Source organism: Telluria sp. LT1R51-2, from assembly GCF_059685775.1.
Map to the genome: position 1 here is coordinate 495,531 of NZ_JCASIM010000001.1, position 15,280 is coordinate 510,810.

Below are 15,280 nucleotides of genomic sequence, written 5' to 3' on the forward strand. Positions count from 1 at the left end.
GGTAAGGGCCGGCCACCGAAAAATGTCGCTGTGCGACTCGCTGAAAAGCGCCAACTAATTTGGTTAAACGACTTTCAAGTCAGCAATAAAACCATTTGCGGTACTTCGCTGTCAATCCATACACATTAGAAGAATGAGAATGTAACGATTCTGTTGCGTAAATGTGTATTTACCCAGTTCCGATATCACATATAATTGACTGTAAGGTTATTTTCTGTTCTAAGTTTGGCAAAGTGCAAAAAAGCCCATCCGGATTGCGCCGGATGGGCTTTCTGAGCAATTAACTTGCGACTCGGGCAGGCGCTATCTGAGCTGCCCAACTGTGATAATTGTGAACATCCTCATTGACCTGTAACCACTCGCCAATATTCCTGCGCGGTGGACATTGCGTCAGTCGCTGAAGCAGGCGTGCCACAAGCGCAGCACGCTGTCGGGATGGGCGCCCACCTGGGCCGGCTCGACCCGGGTCTTGTCGTGTCCCTGCAGCCGCACGCTGTGCTGCAGCTTGCGCATCGCGCGGTACGCGGCCGCCACCTGGCTGGCCAGGGCCGCCTCGATCAGGCCCAGCTCACCGCACAGGTGCAACAGGGCGATGTTGCCGGTATTGGCCGTCAGCTGCGGGTAGGTGTGCGCGTGGCGCAGCACCAGGTATTGCACGATGAACTCGATGTCGATCATGCCGCCCGCATCGTGCTTGAGGTCGAACTGCGTGCTGCGGTTCAGGTTGGCGTCATGCATGCGCGCTCGCATCTGCACCACCTCGTTTTTCAGCACGTCCGCCTGGCCGGCACGGTCCTTGCGCAGCACCTGTTCGCGGATTGCCTCGAAGCGCGCGCCGATGGCGGCGTCGCCCGCGCAGAAGCGCGCCCGCGTCAGTGCCTGGTGTTCCCAGATCCAGGCCGCCTCGCCCTGGTAGCGCTCGAAGGCGGCGAGTGACGAGACCAGCATGCCGCTGGCGCCGTCCGGGCGCAGGGCAATGTCGATGTCGAACAGGATGCCGGCCGGCGTCGGCGCCGTCATCCAGGTGATGAAGCGCTGTGCCAGCCGGGCGTACAGGGGTGGCGCGTCGCCGTCGTCGTCCTCGTACAAAAAGATCACATCCAGATCGGACACATAGCCCAGCTCCTTGCCGCCCAGCTTGCCGTAGGCGATGACGGCAAAGCGCGGTACCTCGCGGTGGTGGCCGTTGACAGCGCGCCAGGCGTGCGTGACCACGGCGCCGACGATCGTGTCGGCCAGCGCCGACAGGTGGTCGGCCAGGTGCTCGACCGACAGTTCGCCGGCCAGGTCCAGCGCCAGCAGGCGAAACAGTTGCGCATGGTGCGTCTCGCGCAGGATGTCGAGCTGGCGCTCGGTGTCGCCGGCGGCCTCGGTCAGCTGCGTGTCGAGGGTGGCCGCCAGCTGCGGCAGCGCTTCGGCGCCGGCGTTGCGGTCGTCCAGCAGCTCGTCGAGCAGGATCGGGTGCTGGGTCAGGAACGTCGCGGCCCAGCCGCTGGCATTGATCATGCGGATCACGCGCTCGAGCGTGTGCGGGTATTCGGTCAATAGCGCCAGATAGGCCGAGCGGCGCGCGATGGCTTCGAACAGGTCGAGCAGGCGCCCCAGCGTGGCGGCGTGGCTCCCCATGCCCGCGTCCTTCACGACGGTGGCGATCAGGGGCAGGGCGGCCTCGACCAGCGCCAGCAGGCGCACGCGGCTGAAGTCGGGCAGGCTGGCCAGGCGCGCGCCCTGCAGCGTGTTGGTCAGGCGGCCGGCGGCGGCGCGGGTGTCGTTGAAGCCCAGACCCGCCAGGCGCTCGGTCAGCGCATCGAGGTTGTCCAGGTCGTCCACCAGTGCCGGCGCGTCGGGGTCCTGATCGGGCGCTTCCTTGTCGGCGAAAATCGCGTCGAACTGCTGCGCGACGTAGGTGCGCTGTTCTTCCAGCTGCGCGAGCAGCGTGGCTTCGTCCGGGTAACCCATCATGCGCGCCACCGTCAGCCGGTCGTCGTCGCTCACCGGCAGCGTGTGGGTCTGGGCGTCTTCGAGGTATTGCAGCCGGTGTTCAAGGTTGCGCAGGAAGGTGTAGGCCGCCAGGAGGCGTTCGACCGTGTCGACCGACAATAGTTCGCGTTCGGCCAGCAGCAGCAGCGTCTTGCGCGTCGAGCGCTCGCGCAGCGCGGGATCGCGCCCGCCGCGGATCAGCTGGAAAACCTGGGCCAGGAACTCGATCTCGCGGATGCCGCCGCGCCCGAGCTTGACGTTGTGGCTGCGCTCGGGGTGCAGGCGCTCCTGGCGTTTCACTTCGGCGCGGATCTGGGCGTGCATCGTGCGGATCGCGTCGATGACGCCGAAGTCCAGGTAGCGCCGGAAAATGAACGGCTGCACGATCGCGTCCAGCGCCGCGATGTCGTCCGCCTCGCCCGTGACGGCGCGCGCCTTGACCCACGCATAGCGCTCCCATTCGCGACCCTGGACGATCAGGTATTCCTCGACCATGCCGAAGCTGGCCGCCAGCGGGCCCGACTTGCCGTTGGGGCGCAGCGCCATGTCGACCCGGAACACGAAACCGTCCTCGATCACTTCGGACAAGGCCGCGCTCAGGCGGCGCCCCAGGCGGATGAAGAATTCGTGGTTCGACAACTGGCGCTGGCCGGCCGCCGCCGCCGTGTCGCCGTCTTCCGGGTACACGAAGATCAGGTCGATGTCCGACGACACATTGAGTTCGCCGCCACCCTGCTTGCCCATGGCCAGCACGATCAGGTGCTGGGGGCGGCCGGATTCGTCGCCGACCGGCATGCCGTGCGCCGTGACGAGCTCGGCCATCAGGCTGTTCACATGGGTCTGGATCGCAAAGTCGGCAAACGCTGTCATTGCGGTGACGACTTCATCGAGGTCGGCCTGACCGCCGAGATCGCGCGCAACGATGGTCGAGATCAACAGGTTGCGCACCCGGCGCATCGCGCGTTCGAGCGGCAAGCCTTTGGCCAGTTCGCTTTCCAGCAACACCCGGAAATCGGCGTCGGCCAGCGATACGGCGGACAAGCTGGCGAGCTGTTCAGCGCGCTCGGGCGCGGCGCCCAGCCAGCGCGCGACGAAACGCGATGCGGTTACAGGAACAACAACAGTGGTTGGGGCAGTCTGTGGTGCAGGTGAAACTTCGGTCATCGTTGATCCTGGGAAACGCGATGGACGGCCGCTTCAATAGGCCGTTAGTCGGGGCCGGCAGGCAGTCGATGCGTTAAAATGGCCCGCTAACAGGCCGTCGATGCTGCCCGGGTCAGCACCGATGGTAAGGTAGACGCCGCAGCGCATGCAAGCGACCTGTTTTTTAAGCTATACATTTTTCGGCGAGCCTTTGTTATTAGCACCTTGATGCACAACCCGGATCCGCAGGCGACATCCGCGTCCCGACCGCTGGCCATACGCTGGCGCCGGTTGCGCGCGTGCTACCGCTTCACGAACCTGGCTTCGCACCACGTGCTGGGCTTTGCCATCAAACTGCTGCTGATCGTGTATTTTGCGCTGGCCGTGCTGTTCCTGGTGCTGCGCTACGCCATCCTTCCCAACATCGACCTGTACAAGAACGACATCGAACGCGTCGCCGGCAACGCCCTCGGCAGCCGCGTGACGATCGCGCAGCTGGCGGCGTCCTGGCACGGCATGCGCCCGGCGTTGTCGCTGCGCGACGTGCGCCTGCACGACCGCCGCGGCCGGCAAGTGCTGGCCTTGCCGCAAGTCGACGCCACGATCGGCTGGTGGAGCATCGCCGCGCTCGAACCCCGGTTTGCTTCGCTTGAAATCATCGGCCCGCGTCTGGCCGTGCGGCGCGGTCGCGACGGCGTGCTGGTCGTGGCCGGTGTGCGGCTCGACCAGCAGCAGGGCAATGGCGCCGGCGCCGACTGGTTGCTGCGCCAGCGCGAAATCGTGATCCGCGATGGCCGCGTCGACTGGGTCGACGAACTGCGCGGCACGCCGCCGCTGGCGCTGCAGGGCGTCACGCTGGCGCTGCTCAACCGCTGGGGCGCGCACCATGTGGCGCTGACGGCGACCCCGCCGGCGCGGCTGGGCGGTCCGGTCGACATCCGCGCGCGCTTCCGGCACCGCTTCGGCCAGCAGCCGTCCGATGTCACGCGCTGGAAGGGCGAGCTGTACGCCGATCTGCGCGACGTCGACCTGGGCGCGTGGAACCGCTTCGTCGATTATCCGATCCAGCTCGACCGGGGCCGTGGCTCGCTGCGCACCTGGATCAACGTCGACCAGGCCCGCCTGGCCGGTTTTACCGCCGATCTGGCGCTGGCCGGCGTGAATGCGCGCCTGGGCCCGGACATCGCGCCGCTGCAACTGGCGCGCGTGTCGGGCCGCCTGAGCGCGCGCGAAACGCTGCTGTCCGGCAAGGGCGACGGCAAGCCGACCTTTGGCGCGAACGGCCACACAATGCGGCTCGACAATTTCACGGTGGTGGCGCGCGATGGCCGCGCCTTGCCGCCCGCCACGCTGGAACAGACCTGGCGGCCCGCCGCGAACGGCAAGCCCGAGCAAGGCACGCTGCGCGCGCAGGGCCTCGATATCGGCGCGCTGGCGGCGCTGGCCCAGTACCTGCCGATCTCGCCCGTGCAGCGCGGCCTGCTGGCCGATTACGCGCCGCGCGGGGTGTTGCAGGATGTCGGGGTCGAATGGGATGGCCGCTACCCCGGTGTGACCGGCTGGCGCATCCGCGGCGACGTCGCCGGGCTGGCGTTGAAAGCCCAGTCGGCGCGCCCGGGGCGGTCTGCCACGCCCGGCTTCGAGAACCTGAGCGGGCGCATCGACGCCAACGAGCGCGCCGGCAGCGTCAAGCTCGACTCGCAGCAATTTGCCTTGAATATGCCGGCCTGGTTCGCCGAACCGCGCATGCCGTTTAATCGTCTGGCCCTCGATGCAAGCTGGCAGTTCGACGCGGGCCGGCAATTGCAGGTCGATATCGAGGACCTGGATTTTGTTCAGGGCGCGTTCAAGGGATCGGTGTCGGGTCGCCACATCATGCCGCTCACGCCGGGTCACGGTCCCGGCACGGCCGACTTCACCGGCAGCCTCGACGGTTTTTCGATCGACAAGATCGGCACCTTTTTGCCGCTGGCCACGCCGCACGGCCTGCACGACTGGCTGGTGGGCGCGCTGCAGGGCGGCCAGCTGCGCGACACCACGCTGCGCCTGCGCGGCGACCTCGCGCAGTTTCCATTCAAGGCTGCCGATACGGGCGAATTCCGCGTCGCCGGGCGTCTGGCGGGCGCGCGGCTCGAATACGCACCCGGCCACCGCCATCCGGATGGCACGCCGCTGTGGCCGCTGGCCGAAGCGATCGACGGGCGCATCGTGTTCGACCGTGCGCGTATGGAAATCAATGGCAGGAGCCTGCGCACGCTGGGCGTGGCGCTGTCGAACGTCAAGGCCGTGATCCCCGATCTGGGCGCGCACGACAAGATGATGCTGGAAATCGATGGCGCCGGCGCCGGACCGCTGCAGGAATTGCTGCGCTACGTGGCCGCGACGCCGGTACTGGGCTGGATCGGCCACTTTACCGAAGACACGCAGGGCACCGGCAACGCAAAGCTCGACCTGAAGCTGCGCCTGCCGCTGTCGCACCTGAACGAAACAAAAGTGCAGGGCAGCCTGCAGTTGCAGGGCAATGATGTCGTGCTGTTCCCCGAGCTGCCGCCGCTGCAGAACGCCCAGGGAAAGATTGCGTTCCACGACCACGGCTTTGGCCTGGAAGGTGTTGGCGCCGATTTTCTGGGCGCACCGCTGGCCGTGGGCGGCGGCACGGCGCCGGACGGCAGCACGCGCGTGACGCTGGCCGGCACGCTGTCGGCCGAAGGCATGCGCCGCACCGCACCGGTGCCGGCGCTGGGCCGCCTGGCCGAACGCCTGTCGGGCAGCACGCCGTATCGGGGCGACATCGTCGTCAAGGCCGGGCATCGCACGATCACCATCGACTCGGCGCTGGCCGGCCTGGGCATCGAACTGCCGGCCCCGCTGAACAAGGTGCAGGATGCGAACCTGCCGCTGCACTTCGTGCTCGAAGGCGAGCCGACCGTCGAGGGCCTGGCGCGCGACGTCATCCGCGTCGGTGTGGGGCAGGGCCTGGGCGCGCGGTACGAACGTGAAAAACAGGGCAAGGGCGCCTGGCGCGTGACCCACGGCGGCATTGGCGTGAACGTGCCGGCCCCGCGTCCGGATCAGGGTCTGATGGCGCACCTGGACATGAAGGCGCTCAACGTCGACCACTGGCTGGCGGCGGGTCGCGCCATTGCCGGCATGGACAGGAACGCGCCTGCCCCGGCCCCCGATGCAACCCCGTCCGGCGGCGCCGACTTTACCCAGTATGTGCTGCCGACGGTGGTGGCCGGCCGCGTCAGCGAGCTGACGGTCGGCGAACGGCGCGTGGCCGACGTGGTCATCGGCGCCACGCACGTGGGCGACACCTGGCGCGCCAACCTGCATTCGCGCCAGGCCAGCGGCTACCTCACCTGGGCCGAGACGCCAAGCGGCCTGGGCAAGGTCACGGCGCGCCTGGCCTCGCTCGTGATCCCGGAGTCGGCCGAAGCCGAGGTCAAGGACCTGCTCGAGTCGAGCAAGGGCGCCACGGCCAGCATTCCGTCGCTCGACATCGTGGCTGAGCGCTTCGAGCTGTTCAATACGAACCTGGGTCGCCTGGAACTGGACGCCAGCAATGTGCGCGCGCTGGCCGGACGCGAGTGGCGCATCGACCGCCTCGCACTGAGCAACCCCGATGGCAAGCTGAAGGCATCGGGCCGCTGGCTGACCAAGGATGGCAAAAGCAATACCAGCCTGAACTTCGCGCTCGACATGGACAATGCCGGGCGCCTGCTCGACCGCGTGGGTTTCCCGGACACGCTCGGGCGCGGCAACGGCTACCTGCGCGGCGACATCTCGTGGGCCGGCCTGCCATATGCAATGGACATCCCGAGCCTGTCGGGCCAGATCGAGATGAATGTGGAGTCGGGCCAGTTCCTCAAGCAGGACCCGGGCGCGGCCAAGCTGCTGGGCGTGCTCAGCCTGCAGGCCCTGCCGCGCCTGCTCAAGCTCGACTTCCATGACGTGTTTTCCGATGGTCTGGCATTCGACGGCATCACCGCCAACGCGCTGATCACGCGCGGCGTGGTGCGTACCGACAACCTCAGGATGCATGGCGTGGCAGCCACCGTCCTGATGAACGGTTCGGCCGATATTGCCAACGAGTCGACCAATCTGCGCGTGGTCGTGATCCCGGAATTCAATCTGGGCACCGGCCCGCTCGTGTACGGCCTGGCCGTCAATCCGGTGCTGGGCCTGGGCGGCTATCTGGCCCAGTTGTTCCTGCGCGCGCCCGTGATGAAGGCGCTGACTTACCAGATGCAGGTGACAGGGCCGTGGAAATCGCCGACCATTACCAAAATCCCCAACGGACCTGACAGCGTCCCTGTCAGCACGCCAACCACCCCAACCGCCAGCAAGGAATGACATGACGACCGTCGCCGCGATCCAGATGATTTCCACTCCCCACCTTGACGACAACCTGGTCACCGTACGGCGCCTCGTGGCCGAGGCCGCCGGCAAGGGCGCGACGCTCGTGGCCCTGCCCGAGTACTGGCCGATCATGGGCATGACCGATGTCGACAAGGTGGCGCTGGCCGAAGCGCCGGGCGCCGGGCCGATCCAGGACTGCATGGCCGAACTGGCGCGCGAGCACGGCATCTGGCTGGTGGGTGGCACGCTGCCGCTCGTCTCGCCAAGCGCCGGCAAGGTCCTCAATACCACGCTCGTGTATGACCCGCAGGGTGTGTCGATGAGCCGCTACGACAAGATCCACCTGTTCGGCTTCAACAAGGGCACGGAATCGTACGACGAGGCGCGCACCATCGTGCCGGGCGACGCGGTCGGCGTGTTCGATGCGCCGTTCGGGCGCGTCGGGCTGTCGGTGTGCTACGACCTGCGCTTTCCCGAGCTGTACCGCGCAATGGGCGAGTGCGCCTTGATCATCGTGCCGGCCGCGTTCACCTACACCACCGGCCGCGCGCACTGGGAAGTGCTGCTGCGCGCGCGCGCCATCGAGAACCAGTGCTATGTGCTGGCTGCGGCGCAGGGCGGCATGCACGTCAATGGCCGCCGCACCTGGGGCCACAGCATGCTGGTCGACCCGTGGGGCGAGGTCAAGGCGGTACTGCCGGAAGGCGAGGGCGTGATCACGGGCGAACTCGATCCGGCGTTCCTGCGCGGCGTGCGCGACAGCCTGCCGGCGCTGCGGCACCGGAAGATGTAAATCAGGCTGTCACATGCACCTGGCGCAGCGATGCGAACAAACGGGATATGGCACAATGCCCGTTCCAACCGACGCCTGAATCGAACCACCATGACGCCATTCGAACCGAATCTTTCCGCCATCGCCGTTGCCCGTGACGTCCTCCTGACGCCATTCGGCCTGGACGAAGACAAGCTGCTGCGCGCGCTGGGGACGATGTTCACGCACAAGGTCGACTACGCCGACCTGTATTTTCAGTTCACCAAGAGCGAAGGCTGGAGCCTCGAAGAAGGCATCGTCAAGAGCGGCAGCTTCTCGATCGACCAGGGCGTCGGCGTGCGCGCCGTGTCGGGCGAAAAGACCGCGTTTGCTTATTCCGACGAGATTTCCGAAGGGGCGCTGCTGGATGCTGCCGCGGCCACCCGCACCATCGGGCGCCAGGGCGCCGGGCGCATCAAGATTGCTCGCAGCACCCAGCACAGCGGCGGGCGCTCGCTGTACCTGCCCAACGATCCGCTGGCCTCGCTCGATGCGACGGCCAAGGTGACGCTGCTCGAGCGCGTCGAAAAAATGGCGCGCGCGAAAGACCCGCGCGTGGTGCAGGTGATGGCGGGCCTGGCCGGCGAATACGATGTCGTGCTGGTGCTGCGCAGTGATGGCGTGCTGGCGGCCGATATCCGGCCGCTGGTGCGCGTGTCGGTCACCGTCATCGCTGAACAAAATGGACGGCGCGAAGTGGGTTCGTCCGGCGGCGGCGGGCGCTTCGACTATGGTTACTTTACCGACGAAGTGCTGGACCGCTATGCGACCGATGCCGTCAAGGCGGCCTGCGTGAATCTGGAAGCGCGGCCGGCGCCGGCTGGCCCGATGACGATCGTACTGGGCCCGGGCTGGCCCGGCGTGCTGCTGCACGAAGCGGTCGGCCACGGCCTCGAGGGCGACTTCAACCGCAAGGGTTCGTCGTCGTACGCCGGCATGATCGGCCAGCGCGTGGCCGCCAAGGGCGTCACCATCGTCGACGACGGCACGCTGCAGGACCGGCGCGGCTCGCTCAATGTCGATGACGAAGGCAATCCGACCCAGTGCACGACGCTGATCGAGGACGGCATCCTGAAAGGCTATATCCAGGACACGATGAACGCGCGCCTGATGAAGATGCCCGTCACCGGCAACGCGCGGCGCGAATCGTTCGCGCACCTGCCGATGCCGCGCATGACCAATACCTATATGCTTGCCGGCGACAAGGACCCGCAGGAAATCCTGGCCTCGGTCAAGAACGGCCTGTATGCGGTGAACTTCGGCGGCGGTCAGGTCGATATCACGAACGGCAAGTTCGTGTTTTCGGCCAGCGAGGCCTACATGATCGAAGACGGCAAGGTGACGTACCCGGTCAAGGGCGCAACGCTGATCGGCAATGGCCCTGAAGTCATGAACCGCATCTCGATGATCGGCAACGACATGCGCCTGGATTCGGGCGTGGGCGTGTGCGGCAAGGAAGGCCAGAGCGTGCCGGTTGGCGTGGGCCAGCCGACCCTGCGCATCGATGGCGTGACGGTCGGCGGCACGGCTTGAAGCTGCATCGATACTGTACTGCTGTGGTATCGGGTAACAAGCTGTCTGTACAAGCCGTCATCGACGGATAAAGGGCTTGCCAAGTTTTGCGGGTTGTTGCTATAGTCAATTGACCAAACACGGACGACATCATGCGCCACGCTTTCTTTACCTGCTTTTCTTACTTTAGCCATTCCAGCCTCAGGCGGTGGAACAGCAGCGGGTACGCGCAGTAAAAGTCCCGGCAGCATCCAGACAAACCGCCAGCAATGGCGGTTTTTTTATTGTCAGACGGTATAAAACCAAACTCAACCGAGCACGAAAGAGAGTCCAGCATGCCCCGCACCGACGACCTACGCATCCGTGAAATGAAGGAATTGACGCCGCCCTCGCACCTGATCCGCGAGTACCCCGTCACCCCGGCGGCCGAGCAGACCGCGGCCGGCGCGCGCGTCGACCTGCACCGCATCCTGCATGGCCAGGACGACCGCCTGATGGTGGTGATCGGGCCGTGCTCGATCCACGACCCGAAGGCGGCGATCGAGTACGCGCGCCGCCTGGTCGAACAGCGCCAGCGCTTTGCCGGTGAACTCGAGATCGTGATGCGGGTCTATTTTGAAAAGCCCCGCACGACGGTGGGCTGGAAAGGCCTGATCAACGACCCTTACATGGACAACAGCTTCCGCATCAATGACGGCCTGCGCATGGCGCGCGAGCTGCTGCGCGACATCAACGAGATGGGCCTGCCGGCCGGCACCGAATTCCTCGACGTGATCAGCCCGCAGTACATCGCTGACCTGATCAGCTGGGGCGCCATCGGTGCGCGCACGACCGAGTCGCAGGTACACCGCGAGCTGGCGTCTGGCCTGTCGTGCCCGGTCGGTTTCAAGAACGGCACCGATGGCAATATCAAGATCGCGACCGAGGCCATCAAGGCCGCGTCACAGCCGCACCACTTTTTATCGGTGACCAAGGGCGGCCACTCGGCCATCGTGTCGACCTCGGGCAACGAGGATTGCCACATCATCCTGCGTGGCGGCAAGGCGCCAAACTACGACGCCGCCAGCGTCGACGAAGCCTGTCGCCAGATCGCCGCGCTGGGCCTGGCCAGCCGCCTGATGATCGATGCGTCGCATGCGAACAGTTCGAAAAAGCCCGAGAACCAGGTGCCGGTGTGCGCCGACATCGCCGCGCAAATCGCGGCCGGCGACGATCGCATCGTGGGCGTGATGATCGAGTCGAATCTGGTGGGCGGGCGCCAGGATCTGGTGCCGGGCAAGGAGCTGACATACGGCCAGTCGGTGACCGATGGCTGCATCGACTGGGACAGCAGCCTGCAGGTACTCGATGGCCTGGCGGCGGCGGTGCGCCAGCGCCGTTTGCGCCAGGAGTAAAGGCGCAGTCAGCGTTATCTGTTGATGACGCTGATAGCAATGCGAAGCAATTGTTCCGGCGACGTGACCCGTTCACCATCCAGCGCCCAGCGCCAGCCCAGGTAATTGGGCAGGTAGCGCGACGCCACGCCACGAAAGCCCTGTAGCCAGGCCTTGAAGCGTTGATGGTAGGCGTTTACGTTTTGCACGTGAATGGCAAGGTTGCCCAAACGCCTCACACGTACACTGGCGCCCAGATTGACCGCTTCGTGCGCGATCCTGTGCTTGCTTGCAAAGGCGCGGTAAGCAGGGTGGCCGTCACTGACAAGCAAGGCCTGCGGATCGAGCTTGGGCAGCAAGTCACGCTCGAGTTGCGTAGCCTTGAGCGCACCGCGGCCAGTGACGGCATCGATGGTGCGCCCCTCGCGGTCGCGCGCGACCAGGATGCAATCGAGTTCGCTGGAAATGCCCCGTTTGGCAGCATGGCCGCCGCGGTGGCGTGGTGGCCGATCAAGCGTACGCGAACCTTTTTGTGATTCAAGCAGAAATGTTTCGTCAGCCTCGACAATGCCATTCAGGAGCGCGGGCCGGTCGAGCTTGACCCAATGCAGGAAGCGGTGGCGCCAGCGAAAGGCCGTGTTGCGGTGTACGCCGACCCGATCTGCTGCCTTGCGCACGGAGAGTGAATCGAGCAGCACCTGCGAATAGGCGAGCCATTTGGCCTTGAGCCTGAGCCGCGCCAGCGGCGTGCCGGTCAGGTCATTGAAGGTGCGGCCGCAGGCACAGCAGCGGTAGCGCTGCAAATCGTTGGCGAAACCATGCCGGTAGCAACGTTCGTCGCCGCATCTGGGGCAGCAGCGGCCGGGTGATCTGACCTCAATGATGAGCGCGACCACCTGATCGAGCCCGGCGGCAGGATGCAGGGCATCGAGCACTTGACGGCGCTGCGGCTGGTTCAGCGAAGGCAGTTTTGCGAGCCAGCTTTTGAAACGTGGCGCTTTCATGATCGACTCCTGACGCTGGGGGCAGGGGTTGGACCACGAGGATGCTCGTCAGTTCAAAGCTGGTCTCTATTTAACGTTGACTGCGCCCATAAAAAACGGCGCACCGAGGTGCGCCGTTGTTCTATCTGCTCGCCGCGATCAGAACTTGGCGGTCAGGTTCAGGAAGATATGACGGCCCATCGCGTCATACATCTGCGGGTAGGTATTCCCGTTACCGAACACGTCGGCAACCACGCCCGACAGCGGTGGATCCTTGTCCAGCGCATTGTTCATGCCGGCGCGCAGGGTGAAGATCGGGCTGATCTGCCAGCTGGCCACCAGATCCAGGTAGCTGCGTGCGCCGAGGCGTGCATCAGCCGGTTCCGACTCGGTGTCGAGGTTCACAGCGCGCACGTAGCGCCAGGTTGCGCCCAGTTCCACGCCGTTCCACGGGGTGCCCCAGACGGCGCGCAGCTTGTGGCGCCACTTCGGCAGCGGTACGCCGCAGGTTGGGCCATGCAGGCCGGCGCAGTCACGCGTGTCGCCGCCTGGCAGATCCTGCTGCTTGAATTCCTTCAGGTAGGTGCCCATCAGCGACAGGTTCAGGCTGCCCCATTCGCCCAGCTTGGTATTCCAGTTCGCGCCCAGGTCCACGCCCTTGGTCGATGCCATGCCCAGATTCTGGTTGGTGGCGACGATCTGCGCGGTTTCCAGCGCCCACAGGGTGCCCAGACGGTCACGCGTGATCAGCGAGCAATACGTCGCGTCGCCCGTGGCCAGGCACGAGTCCAGGCTGGTTGTTGCCGGCAAGCCGCCGATGATGCCCTTGACCTTCATGTCGAAGGCGTCGATGGTGACCGACGTGTTGCGCGTCGGGGTCAGCACCAGACCCAGCGTGTACGAGTCGGATTTTTCCGGCGCCAGGTTGGCATTGCCGCCGCTGATCTGGTTGTATTGCTGGGCCGGGGAATCGACGATGTTGCCGTACTGGGCAGCGGTGACGCCGGTGCGTGCGCACTGGGCCAAGGTGGCGGTCGGCGTCGTGCCTGCGCATGGATCGGACGACATGCCGTACAGGCCCAGGCCGGCTGGCGTGTACAGTTCGACCACGTTGGCGGCGCGCGCTGCGCGCTGATAGCTGAAGCGGAACTTCGCTTCCTTGATCGGCGCCCATTCGATGCCCGCACCATACGAGCTGGTTTTCTGGCCGGTCGAGTAATCCGACTTGCGATAGCTGGCGGTGACGTTGAGCTGGTCGGCGAATGCCTGCTTCTGCAGGATCGGGATACGGGTTTCAGCGTAGTAATCGCGCACGCTGAACTGGCCGCTCACGTTCTTGGTCGGGCCACCCTGGCCGGCGAGGTCGCCCGATTCGAAGGCGGCATCGTTATCCAGCCCCAGCTTTTCGGTGCGGTGTTCCCAGCCCAGCGCCAGGCCGATGCCTTCGGTGCTGGTCGGGAGCTTCAGGCCGTATTCGCCCAGGTCGGTCGACAGATTGACGCCCTGCACGGTTTGCGAGGTGCTGCCGCGCTGGAAGCCCGGGGTCTGCAGATAGGTCAGTGCTTCCTTGGTAACGCCGCCGAGGCTCCAGATATTGTAGGGCACGCAGTTCGGATCGATGCCGTTCAGCGTGCTGCGGCAGACCGGTGCACCGTTGGCGCCAGGCACGACGTCCAGTGCCCGCGCGCTGCGTGCCACCGAGAAGTCGTTGAAGTAGGTTTCGGCGTAGCGGACCTTGCCCACTTGCGCAAAGACGTCGTATTTCCAGTTGCCGATGTCGCCCTTGACACCGACCACACCGCGGTAGGACGTGTGGTTCAGGTCGTCGCGGCGGCCACCGCCTTCGACGTTGCGGCGGAAGATCACCAGGTCAGCCGTGTCGCCCGGGGCGTTCAGGCCCAGCGTCTGGCGCCAGGCGTTCGACAGCAGCGGGTTTTCAAAGGTGATCGCATTGGCGCCGGAAGCGTCGAGGCCGAACAGGCCGGATGGGGCGATCTGGGCCACGGTGCTGTCATCGTGGAAGCTGGCCTCGGCGTAGACGCGGGCCTTGTCGTTGATGTCGTAGTGCGTGAACGAGCTGAACGTATAGCGCTCGGACGGACGGCGGAAATAGTTCAGCGGACCGAAGTTGTAGGCATCGCTTGCGCTGACATATGGACGCACGCCGCCGTTCGCATCGGCCACGGTGAAGCTGCGCGTGCCGACCAGGAAGCGACCCGGGAAGCTGGTGCCGGAGCCGCCGCAGTTGAACGTGTCGCCCGTGGTGGAGCCGCCCAGCGAGCACGCGGTGAAGTCACGCTCCGATTGCAGCAGCGCGTCTTCTTTCTTGTAGCCGAGGTAGACCACGGCGTTGCCGCGGCCGTCGGCGAAGTTGCCGCCCATCGTGATGCTGATGTCCTTGACCTTCGCATCGGCGCTCTTGTCGCCCGGGAGCGGGAAATTGCGGCGCGTGGCGGCATCGGCCGCAGGTCCGCCATTTTGCTGGTGGTTGTAGAACTGGTAGTTGCTGTCGATCTGGACGCCCTCGAACCTGTCATCCATGATGAAGTTGACCACGCCGGCCACGGCGTCGGAGCCATAGATGGCGCCAGCGCCGCCGGTCAGCACTTCGACGCGCTTGACCAGGCCCACCGGGATCTGGTTCAAGTCGGCGGCCGTGTTGCGCGGGCTGCCTGCTGGCAGGCGGCGGCCATTGACCAGCACCAGGGTGCGATCGGCGCCGAAATTGCGCAGGTTGACAGTGGCCGTACCGGTCGAGCCGTTCGACACCGAGCCGCCCTGGTCGGCGAAGACCTGGGGCAGGTTGTTGAGCAGGCTCTCGACCGAACGCACACCTTCGAGCTTGATGTCCTTGGCGTTGACGACGGTAACTGGACTGATGCTTTCCAGATTGGCCGTGGCGATGCGTGAACCGGTCACTTCCACGCGCTGAGGTTCGCCTGTGGCGGGCGCCGTGTCCTGGGCGTGGGCCGCCGAGAACGCGACGATCATGCCGCCTGCACAGATCAGTCGAACCGATCGAGATAACACTGTTTCAACCATCATGTCGATTTTCCCAGGTAAGACCTGCAAGGCGGATGTCGCCCGCAGTGATGTCATTGGATTGCCACCGCGAT

Annotated in this window: 7 protein-coding genes; 4 read left to right on the top strand and 3 right to left on the bottom strand. The window is 65.5% G+C overall.

Going from position 1 to position 15,280, the window contains the following annotated elements:
- Nucleotides 1-390: 390 nt before the first annotated feature.
- Nucleotides 391-3,144 carry a bifunctional [glutamate--ammonia ligase]-adenylyl-L-tyrosine phosphorylase/[glutamate--ammonia-ligase] adenylyltransferase gene (gene glnE / locus AC56LH_RS02220; RefSeq protein ID WP_499643661.1) on the bottom strand — a complete coding sequence of 918 codons (2,754 nt, stop codon included), beginning with the start codon at nt 3,142-3,144 and terminating at the stop codon, nt 391-393.
- Nucleotides 3,145-3,351: 207 nt separating this feature from the next.
- Between glnE and AC56LH_RS02225 the strand changes: the two genes are divergently transcribed.
- From AC56LH_RS02225 to aroG, 4 genes are all read left to right on the top strand, one after another.
- Complete coding sequence (locus AC56LH_RS02225) at nt 3,352-7,479, top strand: YhdP family protein (RefSeq protein WP_499643663.1); 4,128 nt, start codon at nt 3,352-3,354, stop codon at nt 7,477-7,479.
- 1 nt (nt 7,480) lies between these two features.
- Nucleotides 7,481-8,278, top strand: coding sequence for a carbon-nitrogen hydrolase family protein (locus AC56LH_RS02230; protein WP_499643665.1), 798 nt, complete (start codon nt 7,481-7,483; stop codon nt 8,276-8,278).
- A 90-nt stretch (nt 8,279-8,368) separates the two neighbouring features.
- Entirely contained in the window at nt 8,369-9,829 is a 1,461-nt protein-coding gene (tldD, locus tag AC56LH_RS02235) for a metalloprotease TldD (RefSeq protein WP_499643667.1), read from the top strand.
- A 314-nt stretch (nt 9,830-10,143) separates the two neighbouring features.
- Nucleotides 10,144-11,202, top strand: coding sequence for a 3-deoxy-7-phosphoheptulonate synthase AroG (gene aroG / locus AC56LH_RS02240; RefSeq protein WP_499643669.1), 1,059 nt, complete (start codon nt 10,144-10,146; stop codon nt 11,200-11,202).
- A 14-nt stretch (nt 11,203-11,216) separates the two neighbouring features.
- Here aroG and AC56LH_RS02245 read toward each other — a convergent pair whose 3' ends face one another.
- Both AC56LH_RS02245 and AC56LH_RS02250 read right to left on the bottom strand, forming a co-directional pair.
- The gene (locus AC56LH_RS02245; RefSeq protein WP_499643671.1) at nt 11,217-12,185 is read right to left on the bottom strand and encodes an IS1595 family transposase; all 969 of its coding nucleotides are present in this window, start codon (nt 12,183-12,185) and stop codon (nt 11,217-11,219) included.
- 138 nt (nt 12,186-12,323) lie between these two features.
- Nucleotides 12,324-15,155: a TonB-dependent receptor domain-containing protein gene (locus AC56LH_RS02250; RefSeq protein ID WP_499643673.1), complete on the bottom strand. Its 2,832-nt coding sequence runs from the start codon at nt 15,153-15,155 to the stop codon at nt 12,324-12,326.
- Nucleotides 15,156-15,280 lie beyond the last annotated feature (125 nt).

Coding starts and splice junctions, on each gene's coding strand:
- glnE (WP_499643661.1), bottom strand. CDS start 3,144: ATGACCGAAGTTTCACCTGCACCACAGACTGCCCCAACCACTGTTGTT.
- AC56LH_RS02230 (WP_499643665.1), top strand. CDS start 7,481: ATGACGACCGTCGCCGCGATCCAGATGATTTCCACTCCCCACCTTGAC.
- AC56LH_RS02225 (WP_499643663.1), top strand. CDS start 3,352: ATGCACAACCCGGATCCGCAGGCGACATCCGCGTCCCGACCGCTGGCC.
- AC56LH_RS02250 (WP_499643673.1), bottom strand. CDS start 15,155: ATGATCGTCGCGTTCTCGGCGGCCCACGCCCAGGACACGGCGCCCGCC.
- tldD (WP_499643667.1), top strand. CDS start 8,369: ATGACGCCATTCGAACCGAATCTTTCCGCCATCGCCGTTGCCCGTGAC.
- AC56LH_RS02245 (WP_499643671.1), bottom strand. CDS start 12,185: ATGAAAGCGCCACGTTTCAAAAGCTGGCTCGCAAAACTGCCTTCGCTG.
- aroG (WP_499643669.1), top strand. CDS start 10,144: ATGCCCCGCACCGACGACCTACGCATCCGTGAAATGAAGGAATTGACG.